This is a genomic window from Streptomyces lucensis JCM 4490, assembly GCF_014650035.1.
GTDB lineage: Bacteria > Actinomycetota > Actinomycetes > Streptomycetales > Streptomycetaceae > Streptomyces > Streptomyces lucensis.
The window spans coordinates 61640-87939 of record NZ_BMUE01000023.1; the positions used below are offsets into that span (position 1 = coordinate 61640).

General features: G+C 69.8%; 13 protein-coding genes and 3 pseudogenes. 4 read left to right on the forward strand and 12 right to left on the reverse strand.

The window, feature by feature from the left end; all coding sequences use genetic code 11:
• Positions 1-101: 101 nt before the first annotated feature.
• A pseudogene (locus IE177_RS35910) lies at positions 102-1138 on the reverse strand (IS110 family transposase).
• A gap of 407 nt (positions 1139-1545) precedes the next feature.
• Between IE177_RS35910 and IE177_RS32725 the strand changes: the two are divergent.
• Positions 1546-1985, forward strand: a pseudogene (locus IE177_RS32725) (Dyp-type peroxidase); the annotation flags it as partial.
• A gap of 79 nt (positions 1986-2064) precedes the next feature.
• Here the strand turns inward: IE177_RS32725 and IE177_RS32730 are convergent.
• The 11 genes and pseudogenes from IE177_RS32730 to IE177_RS32780 form a co-directional block, all read right to left on the reverse strand.
• Positions 2065-2342 (reverse strand): annotated as a pseudogene (locus tag IE177_RS32730) (MmyB family transcriptional regulator); the annotation flags it as partial.
• A 224-nt stretch (positions 2343-2566) separates the two neighbouring features.
• Entirely contained in the window at positions 2567-2980 is a 414-nt protein-coding gene (locus tag IE177_RS32735) for an NHL repeat-containing protein (protein ID WP_190019106.1), read from the reverse strand.
• A gap of 244 nt (positions 2981-3224) precedes the next feature.
• A complete protein-coding gene (locus IE177_RS32740) occupies positions 3225-4688 on the reverse strand; it encodes an amino acid adenylation domain-containing protein (protein WP_190019107.1) in 1464 nt (487 codons plus the stop codon).
• A gap of 17 nt (positions 4689-4705) precedes the next feature.
• A complete protein-coding gene (locus IE177_RS32745) occupies positions 4706-4981 on the reverse strand; it encodes an acyl carrier protein (RefSeq protein ID WP_229816368.1) in 276 nt (91 codons plus the stop codon).
• Positions 4982-5019: 38 nt separating this feature from the next.
• Positions 5020-5805 (reverse strand): alpha/beta fold hydrolase, encoded by a 786-nt coding sequence (locus IE177_RS32750; RefSeq protein WP_308431606.1) that lies wholly within the window; start codon positions 5803-5805, stop codon positions 5020-5022.
• Between the two features lie 267 nt (positions 5806-6072).
• On the reverse strand, positions 6073-7185 hold the full coding sequence (locus IE177_RS32755) for a zinc-binding dehydrogenase (protein ID WP_190019110.1): 1113 nt from the start codon (positions 7183-7185) through the stop codon (positions 6073-6075).
• A 117-nt stretch (positions 7186-7302) separates the two neighbouring features.
• Entirely contained in the window at positions 7303-8457 is a 1155-nt protein-coding gene (locus IE177_RS32760; protein ID WP_190019111.1) for a cytochrome P450, read from the reverse strand.
• Between the two features lie 5 nt (positions 8458-8462).
• Positions 8463-11651, reverse strand: a complete 3189-nt coding sequence (locus tag IE177_RS32765) for a non-ribosomal peptide synthetase (RefSeq protein ID WP_190019112.1) — start codon at positions 11649-11651, stop codon at positions 8463-8465.
• 187 nt (positions 11652-11838) lie between these two features.
• Positions 11839-13038, reverse strand: coding sequence for a beta-ketoacyl-[acyl-carrier-protein] synthase family protein (locus IE177_RS32770; RefSeq protein ID WP_190019119.1), 1200 nt, complete (start codon positions 13036-13038; stop codon positions 11839-11841).
• Between the two features lie 35 nt (positions 13039-13073).
• A complete protein-coding gene (locus IE177_RS32775) occupies positions 13074-13352 on the reverse strand; it encodes an acyl carrier protein (RefSeq protein WP_190019113.1) in 279 nt (92 codons plus the stop codon).
• A gap of 30 nt (positions 13353-13382) precedes the next feature.
• Positions 13383-14396, reverse strand: a complete 1014-nt coding sequence (locus tag IE177_RS32780; protein ID WP_190019114.1) for a beta-ketoacyl-ACP synthase III — start codon at positions 14394-14396, stop codon at positions 13383-13385.
• 457 nt (positions 14397-14853) lie between these two features.
• Between IE177_RS32780 and IE177_RS32785 the strand changes: the two genes are divergently transcribed.
• The 3 genes from IE177_RS32785 to IE177_RS32795 all read left to right on the forward strand — a co-directional run.
• Positions 14854-15105, forward strand: coding sequence for an MbtH family protein (locus tag IE177_RS32785; protein ID WP_373305223.1), 252 nt, complete (start codon positions 14854-14856; stop codon positions 15103-15105).
• A gap of 63 nt (positions 15106-15168) precedes the next feature.
• Positions 15169-18180, forward strand: coding sequence for a non-ribosomal peptide synthetase (locus tag IE177_RS32790; protein WP_229816369.1), 3012 nt, complete (start codon positions 15169-15171; stop codon positions 18178-18180).
• A gap of 57 nt (positions 18181-18237) precedes the next feature.
• Positions 18238-26300: non-ribosomal peptide synthetase/type I polyketide synthase (locus tag IE177_RS32795; protein WP_190019116.1), on the forward strand; the 8063-nt coding region annotated here is incomplete at its 3' end.

Sequence of the window (26300 nt, forward strand, 5' to 3'; positions counted from 1 at the left end):
GGATCAGGACCGGGCGTCTTCTGGCCCGTCAAAGCGGTATTGCAGGGTGTTCGGGGGTGTCTCACTCACGCCCCAGACCCTCTCACGTCTCACGGACGCCCCTATAACAGGGGGACGCTGGATACCGTCCTGACCAGGTTGAAGACCTCTCGGGCGGCATATCGCTTGAGGCATCGGATGATCTCGCGTCGGGTCTTGCCTTCCTGGGTGCGGCGTTCGAAGTACGCCTGCGTGCGCGGATCGTGGCGCAGGCGGGTGAACACGATGCGGTGCAGGGCGGCGGTCGCCGCAGTAGTTGAGCCGGCGCGTGCTCCGCCGGCCCGACGAATACTCGACTGGGCTGACTCCGCAAGGGGCAGCAAAGGATGCTTCGGTGTTCAGCCGCTCGGGGTTGTCTCCCATGGTGATCAGCAGGGTGACTGCGCTGTCCGGGCCGATGCCCACCGGTACGAGCAGCTGTGGGGCATGGTGTTCGACGAGCTGGGTCAGGCGTTGGTTCAGCTCATCGATCTGCCCGGTGAGCTGTTCGATACGCTCCGCGAGCATTCTCAGAGTCATATGGGTGGCCTGGGCCACCGTGCACTCGCCGTCCTCGCCGTCGCCTGGCCCGAGGCGTGCGCAGGTGCGGAACAGCTCGCGGTTGCCCAGGCTGGACAGTCGTTCCCGCAGGGCGGGATCGGCGATGACCAGGACGTCTTTGAGCTGGTTGATCGCCTGGGTACGGGCCTTGACCGCGGATTCCTTGGCGAGTGAAGATCCGGGCGCTGTGCACCGGACCGTCGCCGGACTTGGCCCGGGCCCGGGCACGGCCACTGAGCACGGCCCGCGCGGCGGCCTGAGCGTCGAGCGGGTCCGAGTTAATCTGCTGGGCCAGCAGGTAGCGGGACAGGCCCGCGCCGAAGGTGCCGGTGCCCTCCACACCGGCCCGGCGCACCGTACCCCGCTTGCGGGCCCACACGAGCAACTGTCGGTAGCCAGCCGTTGTCGCGGGAAAGGACTCCGCCCCCAGGATCTTCCCGAGCGGGGAGATCACGGCGGCAACATGCACCTCGCCGTGCGTGTCCACGCCCAGGACGACCTCGCGCCGAACGGGCGGATCCGTGCTGGTGGAGGAGGTACTGCGCTGTCGGGTCGTCATGATGGTTCGCCTCCCACGTGACGTGCTGGCTAGGGTGGTGGCACCGGCCTGCCCGGGCGGTCTGAACCGTGATGGCGCCTGAAACTCGGCAAGGCCCCTATAGGGACACGCCCTGTGGCTCGGTGGCAGACAGCATCCCGCAACGGCAGCCGACAGGTCCGTGACTGGACACTTCGGTCATAGATCCCACGAGTCAGACCCCCGCCCGGGACGGCACTGCACAACCGTCCCATCGATCCCGGTACAGCGGCATGACTCGATCACTGCCGGAAGGCTTCGAACGAACCGATGCTCAACCTGACTGAGCGGGCTGACAAAGCGTTGACTTTCGTCCACTCCTGACCGGTATTGGTAGGGAGACGTCACGCAAGGAGGTAGTGCTCACCGGCTGCGGCAGCCGGGGCTCCACCGGCGCCCAGCGCAACCTGCTCGGCTTCAAGGACGGCATCGCCAGCCCCGACGTCGCCTCGTCCCGAGAAAGCAACCGCCTCATATGGTAAGGGGGCGGCGCCGGCGAGCCCGCCTGGGACAGGGGCGGCAGCTACCACGTCATACGGATCATCCGCATGCTCGTCGAGTTCTGGGACCTGTCTCCCTCACCGAGCAGGAGAAGATGTTCGGCCGCCGCGAGGACACCGGCGCCCCGCTCGACGGCGTCGAGGAGACCGATGTCCCCAACTACGCCAAGGATTCGTACGGCAACCCGATCTCCCTCGACGCCCATATCCGCCTCGCCAACCCACGCACCGCCGCCACGGACGACTCCCGTATCTTGCGCCGCGGCTACAACTTCGACCGCGGAATCGACGATGTCGGCAAAGGCGACATGGGCCTGGTCTTCTGCTGCGCCGGGCGGGGAGTGTGACGGCCGCCGCCCGGCGCCCGATCACCTCACCGTCATCTGGGCGCAGATCGTTCGTGTCAGGGTCGGCTTCCCGAGTGGCGGCCCATGCGGCGAGCAGGCGCAGTCCTTCTTCGGAGGGTGAGCCGGGTTCGGCTGCGTAGATGGTGAGGATGAGGCCGGGTTCGGCGGCCATCTCCAGGCCCTCGTAGGCGAGGATGAGGTCGCCGGCGGCGTGGTGGTGGAAGCGATTGGTGCCGGTGCCGTGGTGGCGGACGTTGTGGCGCCCCAGCGGGTGCGGAAGTCGTCGCTGCGGGTGGACAGCTCGCCGACCAGGTCGGGGAGATCTTCGTCGTGGAGGTTGGGAGCGTCACGGATCCTTACTCGACGATCAGCCGGGCGAGCGATGACGTGTGCATCTGGGTCGCCAGTACGCTCCCGGGCAGCCTCAGCAGGCGGTGCGCCAAGCATCTCTGGGTCGGAAGGAGATAGCGCTTCTGGCTGACGATGCGGTCGGCCTGTATGACGACCTCGAAAATGGCGTCGTCCGCTTTTGGACAGAGGAGGGACGAGCTCAGAAGCCACAATCACTGGTGCGCCGCTCTGCCCGGGCAGCAGGCGCAGTCCGGTCGGTGCGGCGGGTCCAAAGCCAGGTGGAGGAGACTGGCTTGCAGTCCCTCGCCGGTGAGCCTGAACCAGGTGACCTGATCGTCGTGGTCGATCCGCCCGAAGACGCCGGTACCGGTGCGCCGGTCTCCCAGCAGTGTCACCCACACCGCCTTGTCACCCGCGACCATGCCGACCGGTGTGGTGCCGTGGCGGGCCGGTACAGGGATCTGCCGGACGGTGCCTCCCTCCGGGGCGATCCACATCAGGTGGTTCTCCCGGTCCTGTGTGGCGTAGAAATGCCCGGTCACGGGATGCCGGGCGACGAAGATCGGCACGTCGAAGCCCGGATAGAGGGTGTAATCGTCGGGGTTCGTGTGGTTGATCCGCAGCACCCTGCTGTTGCCCTTGAGAAAGAACCAGAGGTCGTTGCCGTACTCCCCGACATAGTGCGGCCCTCGTGCGTTCGCCGGCAGTGGCAGCTGCCGGACGACTGTTGCTTCGCGTGACGAACCGGAGGGCCTTCGCGCTCCTCACCGTGCGTCCTGCGTTGCCCGAACGGCGCCGAGAGATCGCGGACTTCGAGGACGAGCAGACCGGGCCACGGGGGGGTAAGCACCCTGACCGGCAGCGCCGAGGTCATCGGGATCGCGGTGATGACCTCCGTAGCTCGCGTCGGTCCACCTTTCCGTGCGGCGTCAGGGGCAGGCGGTTCACCAGGAGGAATCGCTGGGGAACCATCTCACCGGGGAGCGCCCGCCGGGCTAGTGCCTCCAGTTGTGCGACCTCGGTGTCCTCGGAGCCCACGACGTACGCGGTGAGCCGGGCCTCCTCGTCGTCCCAGTCGACCACCACGTCATCGACCTGCGGGTGACGTCCCAGCACTCCTTCCACCTCCCCGGGTTCGACGCGCACCCCCCGCACCTTGATCTGCCGGTCGATCCGGCCCAGGAAAACCAGGTTTCCGTCGTCGTCCAAGCGAACCAGGTCACCGGACCGGTACCAACGGCCGTCACGTCCTTCCAGGCCGACGAAGCTGCGCTCGGTCGCCACCGGGTCGCGCCAGTAGCGAAGGGCCGGGCAGTCCCCTCCCAGAAGCAACTCACCCGGCTCGCCCGGAGGTACCTCGCGCCGTCCGTCAGATATCAGCACGCGAGCCGAATCGATCGGCCTCCCGATCGAGATGGCACCCTGTTCGTGTGCTGCGATCTCGTGACTGGTGGCGACGACGGTTGTCTCGCTGAGACCGTAGTGATTGACGAAGCGCCGCACCGGATGTCCCTGGGTGAGCCGCAGCCGGTCGCCGCCGGTGAGCAGGCAGCGCAGGGCGTCGAAGTGGGTGCCGTGACGCAGGTACGCCTCGGCGAGCGGAGTCGGCAGAAAGGACAGGCTGATCCGCTCGTCCTTGTACCAGTCGCCCAGTTCCCACGGCGCCAGCCTGATCTCGGGCGGGGCGAAGTGGACGGAGGCCCCATGGCACAGGTACGGCCAGACTTCCCAGAGGTAGGCGTCGAAGGACATCGCGGCGACCGAAGAGGCACGGTCGGCCGGAGTGACGTCGTAGGTCCTGCCGTGCCATGTGATGAGGCGGGCGAAGGAACGGTGCCCGACGAGCACTCCCTTGGGGACCCCGGTCGATCCCGAGGTGTAGATGAGGTAGGCGCTTCCCTCCCCGTCCGGGGGCCGGGGCACCACGGGGGCGCTCCGCACCATGCCGGGGCCGGTGAGGCCGGCGAGGTCGATGGCCGAAGGAGTCTCGCGTAGGCCCTTCGCTCCGCTGCTGGCGGAGTCCAGGACGACCGCCTCGGGTGCCGCGTCCTCGACGATCGCCGCCATGCGGGCTTCCGGCATACCGGGCGGCAGCATCAGCGAGACGGCTCCGCTCAGCCACACCCCGAGCTGGGCCGCCACCGCGTTGCTCCCGGGATCCAGGTGAACCGCGACCATACCCCCGGGGCGGATTCCACGGCGCTGCAACGCGCCCGCGATCCCGGCAGCCGCCTCCACCAGCTGCCGGTAGCTGGTGACGGAGCCGTCCTCCACCACGGCCGGAGCGTCCGGATGGGCCGAGGCCTGCGCCAGCACCCGGTGGGGTACGTCCATGTGGTTCTCCTGGGCGGTCACCGTTCTGCCTCACTCGCCGCCGGCACGCACGCCTCCGCGATCGAGCCGGCCCGGGCGTCCTGGAGGAACTGACGCGCAGGCACGGTCAGCCCGTTCTCGTCGCGCAGCAGAGCGATGACTTCCATGACGAGCAGCGAGTGGCCGCCGATCTCGAAGAAGTCCGAGTCCGCGTCCAGTCCGGTCACGCCCACCACCTTTTCAAACGCCCCGATCACTGACTCAAGCGGATATGCCATCTCCTGGCCTTTCCAACGTTCCGGGTTGCTTCCCACGCCGTCTCCCGCCCCCGGCGAGCGCGCCGGCCGACGGCTCACGATGCGGCGGCGAAGAAGTCGAGAATGATGCGATTCACGTCACCGGGGCGTTCGAGGTACCCGTAGTGCCCGCACAGGGGGATCTCCTCATAGCGACACCCGTCGATGGCGTCGGCCACTTCCCCGCCGAGGAACGGGGGTGTGACGATGTCGTCCGCGAAGGTGATCACCATGCTGGGTGTGCGGATCTTCGCGTACTCCCGCAGCCGGTCGGGCACCAATGTGGCGGCCAGCTGGCAGCGATATCCGGCGCCGGTGTCGGGCGGAGCCTCCAGGAGGGTGAGCCAGGTGTCCGCACGCGCGTCATCCCGCAGGGTGTGCGGGGACAGGTTGTACAGGGCCCGGCGCAGGGCGAGCCGGCCAGCGGGCTGTCGGGTGCCCACTTCGCTCTGCTCGATCTCGGCGGTCACCATGGCGCGGCGCAGCATGTCGGTCCGGCCACGGGTGGCCATGAACACGGCCTGGCGCACCAGTTCGGGGCGGCCCAGCGCCAGTTCCTGCGCGATGATGGCCCCCAACGAGGCCCCGACGATCCGGCACGGTCCCAGGTCCAGGGCTTCCACCAGGGCTGCGGTGTCATCGACCATGCTGCTCAGGGTGAACGGCGCGACCGGGCCGGGCCCGCTCCCCCGGTTGTCGAAGACGACCACCCGGTGTCCGGCAGCGACGAAGGCAGGCACCTGGTGGGCCATCCAGGTGTGCGCCCGTCCGCCGGTACCCATGACCATGACGATGGGATCGCCCGTGCCGTGCACCGAGTAGGCAAGCGTGGCATCCGCCACCGCGAGGCTAGGCATTCCGGCACCGCCCCGCGCCCGTGCGCTGTGCCCCGGCTCGGTTCCTCAAGTGACTCTCCCCTTGCTTCCCGCCGTCCACGGCGATGCACTCGATGGCGCGCGGACTCTCGGCGAAGGGCGAATCCGCCCCGGGCCGGTGGACCACGGTCTCCGTGATCCCGGGTTCCTGGTCACGACCGGCGGAGTCGGCGGACGCCGGCATGGTTCTCCTCTCGGTCGTCGGATCGGTGGACACACGAGGCGGCCTCCGTGTCATGGCCGGAGCACGGCCTTCACCAGCGTTCCCCCGGCCACCGACCGCAGCGCCTGTTCGCACTGCTCCATGGGGAATTCGGTCACGAGGCGCCGGAGGTCGTAGCGCTCGACGAGGGCGGGCAGCAGGCTCACGTACGCGGCCAGGTGGGCTCCGGTGAAGCCCCAGGATCCGATGACGGCAAGTTGCCGGTACACGATCTGATGGGGGTTGATGCTGATCTCGCCCTGGTCCGTGTACTGGCCGACGCTCAGGTAGGCACCGCCACGTCGGGCCATCTGGATGCCTTCCGGGACGGCGCGTGGTGCGCCCGTGCATTCGATCACGAGGTCGGCGCCCCGCCCCCCGGAGCTCGAGCGCACCTTCTCGATGACAGAGCCGGGATCGTCGACCGCGATCATGTCGAGGTGAACGTCGCCGATGCCGAGTTCGGCGGCGAGTTCGAGTCGTGCCGCGGGTCCGCCCACCACGATCACGGAGGCGGCGCCGGCCAGTTGAGCCATGGCCGCCGCGGCGAGTCCGACGGGACCGCTTCCCTGGACGACCACGGTCTCACCGAGTCGAACCGGCCGACGCCCGTAGAGCGCGTGGATCATCGTCGGGCCGGCGCAGGCCAGGGACATGGCGGCCACGGGGTCGACACCGTCCGGGACCTTCACCACGCTGGTGCCGGAGCGGAGGGACATGTAGTGCGACCACGAGCCCGCCGGTCCCCCGGAACCCACCGCCAGGTTGACGCCGTACGTCGTACGCCGTTCGCACAGAGTCGGTTCGCCCTGCATGCGGCACGGAACACAGGTGCCGCAGGAGATGGACGACGCCCACATGACGGTGTCGCCGACCGCGAGGCTGTCTCCGTGGGCGTCGTCCGTCACTCCCGGACCGAGCTCCACCACGCGCCCGAGACCCTCATGGCCCAGCACCAGGGGTGTGGGGATGTCGAGCCGACCGCTGTGCAGGTGCACATCGGTCCCGCAGACACCGCCGAAGTCGACGCGGACGACGAGTTCGCCCGGGCCGGGGGCCGGAACGTCGAGCTGCCGGACCTCCAGTGGCTCGTCGAACTCGCGCAGGACGATGGCCCGGGTTCGCCGGTGGTCGGAATGCTCCATGATCATCCTTAGGTCGTACGTGCATGCATCGGCCGTGCGAGTGGTGCTCGGGAAGGGCTTCGCATCCATGACTCGGGCCGGTGACCGGCACGACGAGGGAGATGGACAGGCGTCGGATCACTCAAGCCGGACCAGGGCTCGTTCCAGGCCCCGGTATCCACTGCCGCGTGCCCATTCGACACTGCCCGGGACGATCCGCGCCTGCGGGAACGCGGCCGTCCATGAGCGCAGGGCACCGACCGCCCCTGCTCTGGCGATCGGTGCGCCGAGGCAGTAGTGCACGCCCGCGCCGAACGCGGCATGACGCTGCTCGCGGGCGACGTCCAGGAGGTCGGGGTCATCGGACGCGGCCCAGTCCCGATTGGCCGCGGCGAGGACAACGATGACACGGTCTCCGGTGCGGATCCTCTGGCCCCCGACGGCCATGTCGTCGACGGCGATCCGAGGCACCTGTGGCACCGGGGTGTCGAACCGGAGCAGTTCCTCGACCACCGGGTCGAGTGCCACCCGGCGGTCGCAGACCTCTCGGTAGAGCGACCGGTCGCGCATCAGGTGCAGCAACCCGACCGCGATCAGCCCCGCCGTGGTCTCCTGACCGGCGAAGGAGAGCAGTTGTGCCGTGCTGAGGTATTCGGCGTTCGGGTGATGTGGGTCCTCGCCGATAAGTGAGGACAGCGCGCTGTCGGGCGGCACCTGGGGGGCGAGGTCCTGGTACAGCCGGGTGAGTGCGGTCAGAGCCGCGTCGGCTCTCCTGGCGTGCTCGGGCTTGTGCGGCTGGGCCAGGTATCCGGCCAGGACCTTCATCTGCGTGGCTGCCTCGGTCACCACCGTCTCGGGTATGCGCAGCACGCGCGCGAGCAATCCGCTGGCGAGCGGGCCGGCGAAGTCCGCCATCAGGTCGACGCGGTCCAAGTGCCTTACACGGTCGATTCGGTCGCTCACCAGAATCCGGATGTCCTCGCTCAGACTCTCGACGCGGCTGCGTGCGAACCAGCTCTGCATGACCCGCCGCAGCCGGGTGTGCTGCGGCTGGTCCATGAACATGAACCAGCCCCGCAGGGCGTGGTGCAGGGCCGGGAACTCCTCGGGGTCCGGGGTCCCGGGGCGCAGCAGCGACCAGTCCGAGGAGAACTTCGCCGACCGGAGAACGGCGTTGGCAGCGTCTCGCCCGGTGACGATCCAGACTTCGAGGGTGCCGTCCCACAGCACGTCGGACTTGTCGTGGAGCGCCCGGTAGACGGGGTAGGGGTCTTCCCAGAACTTGACTCCCATGCGGGTCACCTCTCCTGCGACGTTACGCGCGGAGAACGGACGGGGGCTTCCCGGACGAGCACGGCGAGGGTCTTCTCGTAGGCGTCGCGGACGGCGTCCACCGTCGCTTCGGAAACGCTCTCCGGCTGGAAGTCGAAGACGATCCGCAGGCCGCCGGCCGGCTGCGGCCAAGCCTCAACGACCAGCTCGTTCATGGCGCGCGGAGTGGGTACGTGAAGCCGCTCGGCTCGGCACCCGGGCAGGCTGAGAGGCCGTTGTCCGGTGTCCTGGAGAGCGAACATCGTCTGAAAGAGCGGGGTACGGCCGGAGCGCGCGGGGCCGACGGCCCGTACGACTTCCTGGAACGGGATGTCCTGAGCGGCGAACGCGCCCATCACCCCGGCGTGGGTGGATCTCAGCAACGCCCGGCGTCCGTGGGCTCGGTCGGCACCGTCAGCAGGACCCACCTGGCCGCCTTCGTCGGCGAAGGGCACACACACGACGTTGATCAGACAGCCGACGGCGTGGTCGGCGGCCGCCAAGTCCCGTTGGGCTACGGGAACGCCGATGCCGAACTCCGCCTGGCCCAGGGCCGTTCGCAGCGCCTGTGCGTAGACGTCCAGCAGCACCACGAAGCGGGTCGTGTCCGCCCTGGCAGCCACCGCGTCCACCGCCTCGAGTTCCTCGGCCGTGAGGGCGACGTCAGGCAGGGGCTCGAGCGAGGCACGAGCCGGGAGCCCGCTGCGTCCCCGGCCGCCGAAGTCCAGGGCCGGCAGCCCGGCCAGGGTCTCCTCCCAGAACCTGCGTTGGGCGGCGAGGTCGACGGATGCCTGGCGCAGTCTTCGTTGCCGGGCGACCTCCGCCAGCGACGGCGCGGGAACCGGGAACCGCGGCGCTCCTCCTCGGCTCCGCGCTTCATAGGCGTACGACAGATCCTCGGCGAGGATGCCCTGTGACCAGCCGTCGAACGCGACATGGTGCACGGCCAGGCCCAGGAGCGCATGCCCCCGCGAGGGCAGGAGCGCCCCGCGCCACACTTCGCCGCGCTCGATGGCGAGCGGCTGGACGAGTCTGTCGTACAGCAGCTCCCGGTCGGCCGCCTCGTGACCGTCGGAAGCGAGCACGGTCAGGGCTTTTGGGGGCAGGCCGTCGTCGGCGCCGGGCCGGGCCACCGGACGCGGCACCGCCGAGTACCGTGCGTGGAGCGCCTGGTGGCGTCGGCCGACGTCGCGCAGTGCCTGCTCCATGGCTGCGACGTCTACCGGGCCCTCCAGTTTCCATACGAGGAGGCACAGAGCGGCGAGATCGTCGGGGTCGAACTCACGGGCCATCACGAACCCCGCGGCCGTGCCTGTGAGGTGGACCGGGACGGACGGGTCCGGCACGGAGTCGGGTCGCGCCGGATCACCGCTGGTCGGCGCAGTTCGGGACAGTGCGGTCATCACACTCGGGGTAAAGGTCCCCAGGGTGGGGTTCGCGATCAGCAGTGAGACCGGTACGGTCCGGTGCAGATGCCGGGACAGCCTGACGCAGACCCGGCCGGCGTCGAGCGAGGTGCCGCCGAGCGCGAAGAAGGAGACGTCGCTCGGCACGTCCGGTCTGCCGAGGACCTCGCCAAACACCTGCGCGACCAGCTCTGCCGTGCTCGGCAGAGCTGTGGCTGTGGACGGCTGTTCGGCCGGCGCACGTCGAGCGGCGAGAGCTTCGGCGAGGGCGGTCTGATCGACCTTGCCGCTGGCCGTCAGGGGAAAGCGGGTCACGCGCTCGATGTGGGCGGGAACCAGGTGTCCGGGAAGCCGCTCGGACAGCTGTTGCCGCAGTGCTCGTTCCGAGACCGCGCTGCCGCGAGCGGTGAAGAACAGTGCGATGGAACGGACGAGCCCTTGATCGTCCCGCATCGCCACCGCCACGCACCCGGTGACCCCGTCCAGCACTCTGAACGCGGCCTCGATCTCGTGGAGTTCGATGCGATTGCCACGGAGCTTGACCTGACGTCCCTGGCGCCCGTCGAACATCAGGAGTCCGTCCTCCGACCAGTGCCCGATGTCCCCGGTCCGGTACAGCCTGATCTCACGGCCGTCGACGCGATGGGGGACGAACTTCTCCGCGGTCAACTCCGGCCGGGCCAGATAACCGTGGGCCAGTCCGTCGCCGCCGATGCAGATCTCACCCCGCTGTCCGGCCCCGCACGGCGTGCCGTCGGCCATGACGTACACGTCGGTACGGGCGACCGGTCGGCCGAGGGGCACCCCCGCCTCGCGGTCGCAGTCGGCCGGGACGACGTCGTGGACGGTGGCGAACACGGTGCTCTCCACCGGGCCGTAGCCGTTCACCAGGCGGATCCCGGGATGGCGGTCGAGGAAGTCGCGCACGTGCCAGGGGGACAGCCGCTCGCCTCCGATGAGCAGCATGGTCAGTCCCTCGAAGCACAGGGGGTCCTCGTCGACGAACATGTTGAACAGCGAGGAGGTCAGCCAGAGGGTGTTCACGCCGTGCGAAGAGATCATCGCGCGGAGTTCGCCGGGGAGGAGGTAGGGGCTGTCCGGGAGGACCGACGTACCGCCGGAGAGCAGCACCCCCCACAGCTCGAGACTGAACGCGTCCCAGGCGAGGGCCGCGTTGAGCGGCATCACTCCCTGCGAGAACGAGGCGAGCAGGGGATCGTCCAGCAGCCGGACCGTCCCCCGGTGCGGCGACACCACGGCCTTGGGGGCCCCGGTGCTGCCGGAGGTGAAGAACAGCGCGGCAGCGGCTTCGCCGGTGATCCGCGGTGCCTCCGGCAGTTCGGGCGAACCGGTCGTGTCCTCCCACGCCGGTGGCCTGAACACAGGGGTCCGCCATCCGTCCTCGGACGGGGCGACCAGCAAGGCCGCTCCGGACTGCCAGACGATCTCAAGACGCCGGGCGAGAGGCCAGTCCGGCGGCAGCACCGAGTACGCCGCACCGGCCTTGAGGACGGCGAGGAGACAGACCACCAGTGAGACCGACCGCGGCAGGCAGACCGGAACGACATCCCCTGGTCGCACTCCGCACCGGATCAACTGCCGGGCCAAGGTGTTGGAGACCTCGTCCAGCTCGCGGTAGGTGACGCGCTGCCCCTGACCCACCATGGCCGCGCGGTCCCCGTGCCGTGCCGCTTGGAGGGAGAACCGGCCGGAGATCGTGTCCCGGGCCACACCGATGCCCGCAGCGGGAAGTACCGGGATGACAGTCATGTCCCTTACCTCACCCTCACGCGCCCGTGCCGGGTTTCTGCGATCGGCGGCAGCCCCGGGGTGGGCACCGCCACTCGCTCCGCCGAGCGTGGCCGCGGCGATACCGTCGGCCCGGGCCGCGTTTCTGTCCCATATTTGTCTCCGACGTAGAGGACGTGTCACTCCGGCAGGAAGGATCCGGCCTCGGCTAGCCGGCGGTGGCCGAGGTCAGCACCAGCACGACGTTGTGGCCGCCGAAGCCGAACGAATGGCTCACCGCAGCACGGATCTGCTGGGGACGGGCGGCGCCCGTCACACAATCGAGGTCGAGACCGGCGGTCGGGTCCTTGAGGTTCGCGATGGGAGGCACCAGCCCGCTCTCGATGCTGAGCACCGTGAGTGCGGCCTCGATCGCTCCTGCCGCGCCGAAGGTGTGCCCCAGTACGCCCTTCGGCGCGGTGACGGTGGGCCCGTGCGGCAGCACTCTGCTGATCACGGCCGCTTCGGCCGCGTCACCGGCCGGGGTGGAGGTCGCATGGGCGTTGACGTGATCGATGTCCCCGGGCCCGAGCTCCGCATCGGAAATGGCCCGGCGCAGCGCCTGTTCCGCTCCGCGCCCCTCGGGATGCGGGGCGGTGGGATGATGGGCGTCCGTGGTCGCTCCGCAACCGGCGAGTATCGCGCGGCACCGTGCCCCGCGGCTCGCGGCGTCGTCGGCTCGCTCCAGCACGAGCACCGCCGCGCCTTCGGACGCGACGAATCCGTCCCGCTCGGGGGAGAAGGGGCAGGACGCGCCGGACACGTCGTGAGAGCGGGTCGACAGCGCCCCCATCCGATGGAACGCCGCGACGGGTAGCGGGTCGATGGCCATCTCCGTTCCCCCCGCCAGCACGATGTCGCACGCGTCCGACAGCAGCAGACCTCGTGCCACCGCCAGGGCACTGGCCCCCGAGGCGCAGGCGGTGTTGGTGGCGAGGCTGGGGCCGCGGATCCCGAGGGCCAGTGCGACCTCGCCGACGGGCATGTTGGCCAGGGCCATCGGCAGTGTCAGCGGTGAGACAGCGGCTGGTCCCCTCTCGCTCAGGCGCGATGCCTGGTCGTGCCAGAGACCGACGTCGCCGATCCCGCAGCCCAGCACGATGCCCACGCGTTCGCCGTCCCACGACTTCGGCTCGTGGCCCGCGTCCAGGACCGCGTCGTGGCTCGCCGACACGGCGGCCTTGGCGACCGGACTCATCCGCCAGGCGGAGCGCGGAAGGGCGCCACGGTTCAGATCGGTGCCTTCGGGCAGCCGGCAGGAGAAGTCGACCGGCTGCCCGCGCAGGGCGGGGTCCGGGGCCGCGGTCGGCTCGCCCCGGCAGACCCGGTCCCAGGTGGCGGCGGCACCGTCACCGCCCGGTGTGATCATCCCAAGGCCGGTGACGGCGACGGCGGACGCGGTGTTCACTGGGCGTCCAGCGCGGCCGCGTCGCCGGCCGGGGCCGTGGCACGCGCGACGCCCGCGGCGAACTCGTCGAGTGTGGTGGTCCGGGTGACACCCTCCTCGGTCACCTCGACGCCGAGTTCCTCACTCAGCACGACCGCCAGTTCCGCCAGGGCAAGGGAGTCGAGTTCGAGTTCGCCGATGGTCGCGTCCGGCCGGATCTCCGCCGCGGGCAGCTCGAACTTGGTGGTCAGAGTGTCGTGCACGAGACGGTAGACGGCTTCGGGGCTGGTGGGCATGAGGCGGCCTTCCTATAGTCCTTGGTTCACTCACAGGTGCGGTATCACCTGGGTATGCGACAGGTCCGGCCAGACGAGTGCGGCGGACCCCCATGTCAGCCCGCCGCCGAACGCGGCGACGACCACCCGCTGACCGGGCCGGAGCCGGCCGTCGGCGTGCGCCTGGGCGAGGGCCAGCGGTATGGATGCGGCGCCGGTGTTGCCGACTTCGGCCAGGTTGCCGACGCATCGGTCGGCGGGCAGACCCAGCCGTTCACAGACCGCTTTCAGGATGCGGGCATTGGCCTGGTGGCCGACGAGGCGGTCCACCTCGTCGACACTCCAGCCCAGCGATTCGAGCAGCGTCGACACTGAACCGTCCATCCGCGTGATGGCGTGCTTGAAGACCTCGGAGCCATGCATGCGGAAGTAGTGGTCCCCGTCGGCCGGTGACCGACCGGTGGCCCGGTGCCGGGCGCCGCCGGCGGGCACCATGATGAGGTCGGCGTGCCCCCCGTCGCTGCCCAGGTCGAACCCGATCAGGGCGCCGGGCTCATCATCCTCGCCCCGGCGCAGCAGCACAGCGCCCGCGCCGTCGCCGAACACGATGCCCGCCGCACGGTCCGTGGGGTCGAGCATGGTGGAGTAGACATCGGCCGCGACCAGCAGGACGCGCTCCGCCAGGCCGGCTGCCACCCACCCGGCCGCCGTCGCCAACGCGTACACGAATCCGCTGCACACCGCGGAGACGTCGAACGCCGGGATCGGGCCCAGCCCCAGCCTTGCGGCCAGCGACGGAGCGGTGGCCGGCAGCGGATGGTCGGGGGTGGACGTCGTCAGCAGGAGGGCATCGACCGAGTCGTTGCCTCTGAGAACGCTCTCTGCGGCTGCGAGGGCGAGGTCGGAAGTGGCTACGCCGTGTCCGGCGCGGTGACGACTGCCGATACCGGTACGGGAGCGGACCCAGGAGTCCGTCACCCCCCACGACTCGGGCAGCTGGTCGTTCGTCACGCGCAGGGGCGGGACCCATCCGGCCAGTGCCTCGACCACGCAGGATCGGGTCATCGCGCCCGTCCCGCGAAATCTCCGCTCTTCACGGCATGACGCGAGAGGCGGAATTCCGTATCCCCGGTGGCGGCATCGGCCGGACGCCACCAAATACGCGAAGGACGGTTTGGAGACCCCGGGCGATTATCGGGACCGGAAGTCCCAACTCCGCTGCGGTGAATCCTTGGAGCCGTGCCCTTGCTCATGGGGGATTTTCCTCCGGGATGAGGAGTTCGGAGTTCTCTGGGAGGCGGGACATGCCGCCGGGAGGGCGCACACCCGCCGCCGGTCATCCTCCGCCTGGCGCCGGTCGATGCCGCTCACATTCGACGCAATGTAGTCCAGCGCCGGTCCGGGTGTTCTGCTGCGCCGTAGACAAAGGTAGCCGCCTGTGCGTCTCGCCGGCGAGACATCCGGGTGCGTGATCGACCGGCCGGGGTGCACGCCGCCGGCGAGTTAAGGTGGCCGCTCGGCAATGCCGTCCTATTCCGTTGGAGACGTGATGTCGAACCCTTTCGAGAATGAAGAGGGCGGCTTTCTCGTCCTCGTGAACGACGAGGCACAGTTCTCTCTGTGGCCCGCACCCATAGGAGTGCCGGGCGGGTGGGCGACGGTCCTCGAATCCGACAGCCGGCAGGAGTGTTTGGAATACATCGACAAGCATTGGCGCGACGTGCGTCCGAAGAGTCTGGCGATGGCCGTGGACGAGGTCGAGTCCAGGGAGTGAGCGGAGGGGACGGGCCGGCTCCATGCCGGACCGCCCGACTCCGCCGACGGGGAAGGAGAATCGATGAGCGCGGCTCGCGCCGATGACAACGGGCAGGCCGGGTCGCCTCTGGCCAGGCTGCGCGGCCGGGGGCGAACGACAGGGGACGCCTCGCGGCGGAACCGCGCCCCCGCCTCCCGGGCGGGCGTCTCCGGGAGCGTACTGTTACCGCCGGAAGCGCAACACGCGTCCGTACTGGGCCTGTTCACCGGCTCTAGCCGTCATCTCCTGTTTCTTCGCGGCGCCTTGGACGACGACGCACTGCAGCTGAGCCTGCGGGAACTCGCTCGCCGCCACGGCAGTCCGCACGGGAGATCCGCCGGCTCCGAGGACGGCAGGGGATCGGCCGCCGGCATGGGGCCTGTCCCTGTGCACCGCCTCGACCTGCGGCTCCTCGGCGACTTCGACGCCGAAGAGCAGTGCGGCCGGGCGATCGTGGAGGCCCGCTCACGCGTGAGCGACGCACCGCTCTCCGCGCTCCTGGCACTTCTGCCGCAAGACCGGCATGTGCTGGTCGTGACCACGGATTCGGCCGCCTCCGACGGCCGCTCCACTCCGGTGATCGCGAGGGACCTCGCCGAGTTCTACGCGGCCGCCGTCCAGGGCCGGCCACATCGGTTGCCACCGCTCGACACGGCGTACGCGGACCAATCCGCGTGGAGCACCGACCGGGCCCGGGCCCGGGATGTCGCGTACTGGCGGGACGTCCTGACCGACGCTCCCGTAGTACTGGAGATCCCCACCGACCGGGCGCGGCCGGCGGCGATGTCGCACCACTGTGCAGCTGTCTCCCAGGTCCTCGGCCCGCAGCTCAGGGAGGAGCTGCACAAACTCGCAAGCTCGACGGACGCGACGATCGCCGAGGTGGTCCTGTCCGGCTTCTCGGCGCTGCTTCACCGTTACAGCGGACATACGAGGTTCACTGTCGGTGTCGTCCCGGCCGCCCGGCCGGAGCCCGAACGCCGACGACTCCTGGGGGTGTTGGGCAGTGCCCTGCCTCTGACCGTCGATGTCCCCGGCTCTTCCCCCTTCGCCGATCTGGTCCGGGCCACGGTCTGCGGGACGAGTGAGGTCTCGCGGCACAGCGCGGTCGCGCTGCATGAAGTGATCACCGAACTGGGCTGGTCGCGGGATCCCTCGCGCAACGCCGGTTTCCAGGTCTTCTGCGACCACACCGACCTCACCGCCGTCCGGGACGGTCTGCCGGCTCCCTTCGTCGGGGCGCGGCCGGCGGTCCCCACCGGAATGCGGACCGATCTCGCCCTGCGTTCCCTGGACGACGGGGACGGTCTGCGGCTCGAACTCGTCTATGCCACCGAGTTGTTCGACCGGAGCACGGCGGAGCGCATGCTGCGTCACCTCGTGTGCCTGCTCGCGGACGGCGCGGCGCGCCCGGGATCACGGGTGGACCGCCTGCGCCTGTTGAGCGAAGAGGAGTTCCAGCAGCAGACCACCGGCTGGAACAGCACGGCGCAGGACTTTCCCACCTCGGCGTGCCTGCACGAACTCTTCGAACGCCAGGTGCTGGCCACGCCGGACGCCGTCGCCGTCGTGGCGGGTGATCGCCGTGTCACCTACCGGGAACTCAACGAGCGGGCCAACCAGCTGGCCTGGCATCTGCGCTCCCTCGGAATCCGTCCCGAGTCGTTCGTGGGTCTGTGTGTCGACCACAGTGTCGAGATGTTCGTCGGCATGTTCGGCATCCTCAAGGCGGGCGGCGCCTACGTCCCCGTCGATCCCGATCACCCCACCGAGCGGCTGGCCTTCGTCCTGGCCGAAACAGGGGCCTCGGTGATCCTCACCCAGGAACATCTTCGGTCCGCTCTGCCCGCGGACGGCAGGCAGGTGTTCCTGCTCGACGGCGACCGGCACCTCGTCGCCGACCTGCCACGGCACAACCCCGAAGTGCCCATGAACAGCGACAACCTGGTGTACGCGATGTTCACCTCGGGCTCCAGCGGCCGCCCCAAGGGCGTGCTGATCAGCCACCGGAGCCTGAACAATTACCTGCTGTGGGCGGTGGAGGGCTACGGCGTCGACGGGACGCACGGTGCCGTCATGGTGGGGTCCATCGCGTTCGACCTCTCCGTACCCAACTTCTTCCTGCCTCTCATCGCCGGCAAGGACGTCACGCTCCTGCCCAAGGACCGCGGCCTGGAGGCACTGGCGGACCTGCTGCGCAGCCGGACCGATCTCAGCCTGCTGAAGATCACACCGGCTCATCTGGACGTGTTGCGCACGCACATGCGTGAGGACACCAGACTGGACTCGGTGCGGACCTATGTCGTCGGTGCGGACGAGGTCAAGGCGAGCACCGTCGCCGAGTGGCGCCGGACCGCTCCCGGGGCCCGGATCATCAACGAGTACGGCCCCACGGAGACGGTGGTCGGCTGCTCGGTGCACACGGTTCCACCCGATCAGGACCTCTCGCGGGCGGTACCGATCGGCCGCCCAATCATGAACATGACCATGTACGTCCTGAACCAGGACCTGCAACCGGTGCCCGTGGGAGTGGCGGGTGAGCTGTACATCGGTGGCGAGGGCGTCGCGCGCGGATATCTCGGCCGGCCCGACCTGACCGCGGACAAGTTCCTCCCTGACCCCTTCAGCGCCCGGCCCGGCGCACGCTTCTACCGGACCGGGGACCGCGCCCGGTTCCTGCCGGACGGCAATCTGGACTTCCTCGGGAGGATCGACGACCAGGTCAAGATCCGGGGCTACCGCATCGAGCTGGGGGAGATAGAGGCCCAGCTCCTCACTCATCCCGCGGTCGCCGAGGCGGTGGTCGCCGCACGTGAGGAACGTCCGGGCGACAAGTACCTCGCGGCGTACCTCGTACCGGCCGCGGACCACCGGCCGACCCCGGCCGAGCTGCGCGACTTCCTGGGCGAGGTCCTGCCCGCCTACCTCCTGCCACGTGCCTACGTGTTCCTCGACATCCTCCCGCTCAGTCCCGGCGGCAAGGTGGACCGGCGCCTGCTGCCCGTGCCGGCGACGACGTCCGGATCGCCCCGTCCGGGGACGCCGGCCCTCTGAGGTCCCCGGCGCGAAGCACGCGACCGCATTCGACGCTTGCAGGATTGGAGACGAGTGATGCCCGAACACAGGCCCCCGCGAATCCCGGAGGACGACGCGCGTGCCCGGCCCGGCCGGCAGGACGCGGCGCAGATCGAGCGGTGGATCGTCGGGCGGCTCGCCGAGACGACGGGCGTCCCGCCCGAGGCGATCGACCCCGGGACCGCCCTCGCCGAGCTGGGACTCTCGTCCCGCGAGGCAGTGGTCCTGCTCGGCGAGCTGCAAGACCTCACCGGTCAGGACCTGTCGCCCACCTTGCTGTGGGAATTCCCCACACCACGGGCAATCGCGCGTCATCTCGCCCCGCCTGGTGAACGGACATCCGGGCCGTCCGTGCCCGGTGAGCGGGCACCCGGGCCGTCCGCGCCCGAAGAGGCACCGGGCACTCCGGCTCCCGGCCCCTCGGCCGCCATCGCGGTCATCGGCATGAGCTGCCGCTTCCCGGGGGCCGACGGAATCGACGCATTTTGGCGCCTCCTCGCGGAAGGCCGCGACGCGGTGGGCACGACCGCCGCCACGGGCCGCCTCACCGGGGACCGGTTCCCGCACGGGCTCCTCTCGGACGTGGCAGGCTTCGACGCTTCCTTCTTCAACATCTCGGCACGCGAGGCACCATACATTGACCCGCAGCATCGGATCCTGCTGGAGACCGCCTGGGAAGCCCTAGAGCTCGCCGACATCGTGCCCGGTTCCCTGGCGGGAACCCGGACCGGCGTGTTCATCGGGATCAGTGACAGCGACTACGGCCGTTACCAGGTCGCCCACCCCGACCTGCTCGACGAGTACAGCGGGACGGGGCAGGCACTGAGCGCCGCGGCGGGCCGGGTGTCCTATCTGCTCGATCTCAAGGGGCCGAGCCTCGCCGTGGACACCGCCTGCTCCTCCTCGCTGGTGGCCGTGCACCAGGCGGTCCGCTCCCTGCGGTCCGGAGAGTCGACCCTCGCCATAGTCGGGGGCGTCAACGTGCTGGTCACGTCCCAGCCCACCGGAATCTTCGAGAAGGCCGGCATGCTCGCCCCGGACGGCCGGTGCAAGGCTTTCGACGCGGCGGCCGACGGCTACGGACGCTCCGAGGGCTGCGGTGTCGTGGTGCTCAAGTCGCTCCCGGCCGCCCTTCGGGACGGCGATCGGGTGCTCGCCGTGCTCCGAGGCTCCGCGCTGAACCAGGACGGCGCGAGCAACGGGCTGACCGCGCCCAGCAAACGCGCCCAGGAGGACGTGGTGCGGGAGGCGCTCGGTGACGCGGGCGTCGCACCGGCCGAGGTGGACTACGTCGAGGCCCACGGGACCGGCACCCTGCTCGGCGACCCCGTCGAAGTCGCCGCCCTGGCGGCCGTACTCGGCCGCGGCAGGCCCCGCTCCCGGCCCGTCGTACTGGGCTCCGTCAAGACCAACATCGGGCACACGGAGGCAGCCGCCGGAATGGCGGGCCTGATCAAGACGGTGCTGATGCTGCAGCACCGCAAGATTCCCCCGCACCTGCACCTGCGGCACCTGAACCCCGCCATCAGCTGGGACGACGGCATCGAGATCCGCACCGCTCTCGGCCCCTGGGACGTGCCGGGCCGACGGACGGCGGGTGTCAGCTCCTTCGGATTCACCGGCACCAACGCCCACCTGGTACTGGAAGAGGCTCCCCCCGCGCCGGCGGAGTCCGCGCCGGAAGGGGAACGCCCCCTGCATCTGCTCGCGCTCAGCGCCAAGTCGCCGACCGCACTGCGCGAACTCGCGGGCCGGTACGCCACCACACTCGCCGGCCCTGCCGGTGCCCGGTTCGCCGACGTGTGCCACAGCGCGAACACCCGGCGCTCCCACTGGCAGCACCGCGCCGTGGTGTCCGCCGGCACGGCCGAGGAGGCGATCGCGGGCCTGGAGCGGCTGCAGCGGGGAGAACCGCATGACCGTGTGATCACCGGACAGGCGTCCAACGGCGAGGCCGGTGCCCTCGCCTTCCTGTTCACCGGTCAGGGCGCGCAGTACCCCGGTATGGGGCAGCGACTGTACGAGACGAGCCCCCGCTTCCGCGCGGAGATCGACGGCTGTGCCGAGGTGCTCGACGGGCTCCTCGACCAGCCCCTGCAGAAGATCCTGTTCTCCGGCGACGACGACGCGCTCGACCGCACCGGCAACACCCAGCCCGCCCTCTTCGCCTTCGAGTACGCCATGGCCCAGCTCTGGCGGTCCTGGGGTGTCGAACCGGACTACCTGCTGGGGCACAGCGTGGGTCAACTCGCCGCTGCCTGCGTGGCGGGCGTCTTCTCCCGGGACGACGGCCTGCGGCTGGCAGCCCTGCGCGGCCGCCTAGTCGAGTCCCGGACGCAGCGGGGCGCCATGGTCCTCGTTCTGACGGACGAGGGCTCGGCACGCGCAGTCGCCCAGCCTCTGGGGGATCGGCACGCACTGTCGATCGCCGCTGTGAACGGCCCCGCGAACACCGTGGTGTCCGGGCCGGAGGACGCGGTCACCGCCTACGAGGAGACCATGAACGGGCGCGGTGTGATCACTCGCAGGCTGAGGTCACGCCATGCTTTCCACTCTCCGATGATGGCGCCCGCCCGCGAGGAACTGGCGAAGGAGCTCGCGGACCTCGACTGGTCGCTGCCGCGCATACCGCTGCTGAGCGACCTGGACGGCCGCCCAATGGACGCGTCGAACCCCCCGGACGCCGCCTACTGGCAACGGCATCTGGAGAAGACGGTCAGGTACGCGCAAGGCATGCGGCGGCTGGCCGCGCTCGGCTGTACCTCGTTCGTGGAGGTCGGTCCGCACCCGGTGCTCATCAACTCGGTCCGGAAGGACGTTGAGGGCGCCGTGTGGCTGCCCTCCCTGCGACGCGACGCGGACGACTGGACGGTGCTGGCCGGCAGCGCGGCCCGTCTGCACGTCTCCGGGCGGTCCCTGGACTGGTCGGGATTCGACTCCGATCACCCGTACGACCGCGCCCCGGTTCCCACCTATCCCTTCCAGCACCAGGACCACTGGCTGTCCCCGATGACCCCACAGGAGACGAAGGTGACCGCGCCTACCGCGCAGACCGCGCCGACCGAGGCATCCCATGCCGATCCTCTCCTGGAGGTGATCTCCGGACTCGTGGGCAGATTGCTGGCGGTCGACGGACCCATCGACCCCGACCTGCCGTTCCTCCAGCTCGGTGCGGACTCGATGGTGCTCATGCAGACGCTGCAGGAGGTCCGCACGACCTTCCGGATCGAGTTGCCCGTCCGGCTGCTGTTCGAGGAGATACCCACGCTGGGCGCCCTGGCGGCTCACATACGGGCGCACGCCGAGCCCGGCGTACTGCGGGCCTTCGACACCCCGGCCGCGCGGGAGACCCGAGGCGGTGCGGCGCTTCCGCAGGCCGCGCCGGCGGCCGCGCTGCCTGCGGCGCCCGCGGCAGCCGAAGCAGTGGCCCAGGACGGCAACGAGGGCAGCGACGTCTCCCGCTTCCTCGCAGTGCACGCACAGGTGATGGACCGCGCCTACGAATTGCTACGGACGGACCGGCTGGCGACCGCCCAGGCCCCTCCCCCGGTCTCCCCGGTCCCACAGCCACCGGACGGAGCACAGCACGTCTCCTCCCCGTCCACGGCCATCCCGCTGGCGTCTCCCCGTGCCTATGTGCCCTTCCGGCCGACCCGCGGCGGTGCGAGGACCGGCGAACCGACCCCGAGCCAGCGGCAGTACATCGAAGACCTCGTGCGGCGCTACTGCGATCTGACCAAGCAGTCGAAGGACCTCGCGCTGAAGGACCGCGTGGTCAACGCGGACGTCCGCCACACGCTCCGCGGCGACCTCCTCCTGCGGGAGACCCACTACCCTCTCTCCGTCACTCGTTCCGAGGGCTCCCGCCTCCAGGACGTCGACGGCAACGAGTTCATCGACCTGACCATGGGCTTCGGTGTCAACTTCTTCGGCCACAACGAACCGTTCATCAACGAGTCCATCAGCCGGCAGCTCGCATCGGGCATGCAACTGGGCCCGCACTCCGACCTCACCAACGAATTCGCCTCCCTCGTCGCCGAGATGACCGGCAAGGAGCGCGTGCTGTTCTGCAACACCGGATCCGAGGCGGTGATGGCGGCGATCCGGCTGGCCCGGGCGGTGTCCGGCCGCAGCAAGATCGTCCTGTTCGCGGGCTCCTACCACGGCTCGGCCGATCCCGTGCTCGCCCGGCAGAACGGCAACGACCGGTCGGGCGGCTCCATGCCCCTGGCACCGGGGGTGATCGAGGGAGTGGGCCGGGAAGCACTGGTCCTGCCCTACGGGGAGGACGACTCGCTGCGGGTCGTCGAGGAACATCTGCACGAACTGGCGGCGGTCGTCGTCGAACCTGTCCAGAGTCGGCATCCGGACCTGCAGCCCGTCGCCTTCCTGCGCAAGCTCAGGGAACTGACCCGAGCCGCCGAGGTGGCTCTCGTCTTCGACGAGGTCATCACCGGCTTCCGGATGCACCCCGGCGGCGCACAGGCCCTGTTCGGGATCGACGCGGACATCGCCACCTACGGGAAGGTCGTCGGTGGCGGTCTTCCCATCGGAGTGGTCGCCGGCCGCAAACGGTACCTCGATGCCATCGACGGCGGCGCCTGGCTGTTCGGCGACTCCCCCTACCCCGACTCCATCCGGACGTTCTTCACCGGTACGTTCTGCAAGCATCCGCTGGCCCTCGCTGCCGGACGAGCCGTCCTGCGTGAGATGCGCCGCCGGGGTCCACAGCTCCAGGAGACGCTGAACCGGACGGTCGCGGATCTCGCCCAGCGCGTCAACCGGGCCTTCGAGGCCGGCGGCATCCCCATCAGAGTGATCCATTTCGGATCCCTGTTCCGGTTGGACTTCCTCGACGAGCCACCGGGGTCCGACACCATCGAGGTGTTCTTCACCAGTCTGCTGGAGCAGGGCGTGTACGTCTGGGAGGGACGCAACTGCTTCCTTTCGACGGCGCACACGCCCGCAGACGTGGACGCCGTGGTCACGGCGCTGCTCACCGTCGCCGACGGCATGCGGGCGGCCGGGTTCTTCCCCGGATCGCGCCCGCTTCCCCCGCAGCCCGCGCCGGACACCGGCCAGGATCCCGCGGAGGGTGCGCTTCCGCTCAGTGTGGTGCAGCAGGAACTGTGGCTGCTGGACCAGATGGGCTCCGACCAGTCCCGCTCCTACAACGAGAGCATCGTCGTCGATCTACGGGGCGCACTCGACGTGTCCGCCCTGCGCGGAGCGATGCACCAGGTGTTCCTGCGGCACGAATCCCTGCGCACGGTCATCTCGGCCGACGGGACCGGCCAGTCCACACGGAACGTGCCGGACGACGCGCTGCCGCTGGTCGACCTCACCGACCCCGCGACCGGGGCGGACCCGGAACACGCGCTCGCCCACTGGCTGGACGCCCGAGCACGCGACACCTTCGACCTGACGAACGGTCCGCTGGTCCGCACCGCGGTGCTGCGTCTGGCCCCGGATCACCATCAGCTGTACCTGGGTGCTCACCACGTCGTGATCGACGGCTGGTCCTTCGACATCATCCTTCAGGAGCTGGGCCACTACTACAACGCCTCCACCGCCGAGACCCCCGCAGCGAAGCTGCCGCGGCCCCCGCAGTACCGCGAGTACGTCGCCCGGCAGATCGATCGCGCGGACACTCCGGCTCAGCAGGCCGCCGAAGCCTACTGGCTGGACCGGTTCTCGGACGGCGTACCCTCGCTGCAACTGCCGACCGACCGTCCACGGCCGCCGAAGGTCACGTACAACGGCGGCAATGTGACGGTCGCCCTCGACCCGGCCCTGCGGCTGGAAGTCGCCCGTGCCGCCCGGGAGTGCGGCAGCACGCCGTTCACCTTCCTGCTGACCGCCTACGCCGCGCTGCTGCACAGACTCACCGGACAGGACGACCTGGTGATCGGAGTGCCGGTAGCACAGCGCGACGAGGCGGACACCGCCCGCATGGTCGGGAACTGCAGCAACCTCGTACCCGTCCGCAGTTCCGTCCGGCCGGGAACCCGGGTCGCCGAAATGGTGTCGACGATCCACAGGACGCTGCTGGAAGCCTACGACCACTCCGGCTATCCGTTCTCCGCGCTCCTGGGGAAGCTGCCGACCAGCACCGACGCAAGCAAGGCACAGCTCTTCAGCACCATCTTCAACCTCGACCAGCAGACCGAGACGCTGTATCTGGCCGGTCTGCGGACGGCCCTGGTGATTCCTCCCCGGCGTTACACACCGGCCGATCTGGAGGTGCACCTGCAGTTCTCGAACGATGAGTCCACGGTCATCTTCAAGTACAACTCGGACCTGTTCGACGAGGAAGCCGTACGGCGTGACGCTCACCTCTTCGCGTTGCTGCTGCGCGAGTTCGTCGACGACACGAACAGCCGACTCCTGGAGATTCCGCTCGTGCGCGGTGCCGCGCGCGACGCACTCCTGCGCTCCGCGGTGGCGCCGTCAGTGACCACCGGGACCGGCATCCGGAATGACCGCGCGTCCACCGTGCTGGACCTGATCGAGCGGCAGGCGCGGCTGAAGCCCGACGCCGAGGCCGTCGTCGACACCGGCAGCCGTCTCACCTACCGAGAGCTCGACGAGCGCGCCAACGCGCTGGCCCACCGGTTGCGCCGGCACGGCGTCGGCCCCGAGAAGCGAGTCGGCATCCTCTTGGACCGTGGCGTCGACCTGGTGGTCAGCGTGCTCGCGGTGTGGAAGGCGGGCGGGGCACATGTGGCACTGCAGCCGGAGAATCCGGCCCAGCATCTGTCGGCCGTCCTGACCGATGCGCAGGTGACCGCGGTGGTCAGTCAGACCCGTCTGCGTGCGCAGGTACCCGACGGGCCCTTCGCGGTGGTCCTCACCGACGACGAGGAATCGGGCCGGGAGCCGACGAGCAGCCCCGACGTGCCCGTACTGCCCGATGGTCTCTCCTACATCGTCTACACCTCCGGCTCCACCGGACGGCCGAAGGGAGTCATGGTCTCCCACGGCGCGCTGCACGCCCGCTACCAGGGCTGGGCAGCGGCATACCGCCTGTCCGAGCGGGCCACGTCGGTACTGCAGATGGCCAACTTCGGGTTCGACGTGTTCGTGGGCGACGTCGTACGGGCGCTGTGCACCGGTGCCAAGCTCGTGATGTGTCCGCGTGAACTGCTGCTGCGGCCGGACGCGCTCCTCGGTCTGTTGGCCGGCGAGCGGGTGGACTGCGCGGAGTTCGTGCCGCTGGTGCTGAAGGGCCTGGTGGACCACGCACGGGCGGAGCGGCAGGGGCTCGGGCGGCTGCGTCTCCTGATCGTCGGGTCGGACACGGTGTACGGCAGTACCCTCGCGGAGATCCAGGAGGTGGCGGGCCCGGAGACGGTGGTGGTGAACTCCTATGGGCTCGCCGAGGACACGATCGACAGCACCTACTGCGTGCACTCGGCGCACACCACGGTCGAGAGTCACCGGTCGCCCATCGGCCGACCCTTCCCGGGCACCGAGGTGTACGTACTCGATGAGGGGCTCCAGCCTGTTCCGTACGGCGTTCCCGGCATGCTGTACGTGGGCGGTGTGGGGACGGCCCGGGGCTACCTCGCGCAGCCCGGTCTGACCGCCGAGCGCTTCATTCCGCACCCGTGGAGCGACCGTCCTGGGGACCGCCTCTACCGCACGGGTGACCTCGCCGTCCTGCGTGAGACGGAGGACGGCCCGGTCATCGAATACCTGGGGCGCCGTGACAGCCAGGTCAAGATACGCGGTTTCCGTATCGAACTCGGCGAGGTGGAGGCCGCGGTCCGGAGGGTGACACAAGCCCGGAACGTGGCGGTCCTGGTGCGGGAGCGGGACGGCGACAGGCAATTGGTGGCCTACATCGTGGCCGAGGCGGCGGCAGCGGAGTCTGCGGTCGCGGTGTGGAACGATGAGCTGCGCCAAGTACTGCCTGCCTACATGGTGCCCTCGGCGTTCGTGGTGGTCGACGCACTGCCCTTGACCCTCAACGGCAAGCTCGACCGCGTCGCCCTGATGTCCGCGGACCGCCCGGAACTCGCCCTGGGCACCGACTTCGTCCCCCCGCGCACAGAAGTCGAGGCGCAGCTGGTCGGGATCTGGGAGGATGTGCTGGG

Excerpts from the sequence above, each read along its gene's own strand:
- IE177_RS32740 (WP_190019107.1), bottom strand. The coding sequence starts at position 4,688 with ATGGACGTACCCCACCGGGTGCTGGCGCAGGCCTCGGCCCATCCGGAC.
- IE177_RS32755 (WP_190019110.1), bottom strand. The coding sequence starts at position 7,185 with ATGGAGCATTCCGACCACCGGCGAACCCGGGCCATCGTCCTGCGCGAG.
- IE177_RS32760 (WP_190019111.1), bottom strand. The coding sequence starts at position 8,457 with ATGGGAGTCAAGTTCTGGGAAGACCCCTACCCCGTCTACCGGGCGCTC.
- IE177_RS32765 (WP_190019112.1), bottom strand. The coding sequence starts at position 11,651 with ATGACTGTCATCCCGGTACTTCCCGCTGCGGGCATCGGTGTGGCCCGG.
- IE177_RS32770 (WP_190019119.1), bottom strand. The coding sequence starts at position 13,038 with ATGATCACACCGGGCGGTGACGGTGCCGCCGCCACCTGGGACCGGGTC.
- IE177_RS32775 (WP_190019113.1), bottom strand. The coding sequence starts at position 13,352 with ATGCCCACCAGCCCCGAAGCCGTCTACCGTCTCGTGCACGACACTCTG.
- IE177_RS32780 (WP_190019114.1), bottom strand. The coding sequence starts at position 14,396 with ATGACCCGATCCTGCGTGGTCGAGGCACTGGCCGGATGGGTCCCGCCC.
- IE177_RS32785 (WP_373305223.1), top strand. The coding sequence starts at position 14,854 with ATGCCGTCCTATTCCGTTGGAGACGTGATGTCGAACCCTTTCGAGAAT.
- IE177_RS32790 (WP_229816369.1), top strand. The coding sequence starts at position 15,169 with ATGAGCGCGGCTCGCGCCGATGACAACGGGCAGGCCGGGTCGCCTCTG.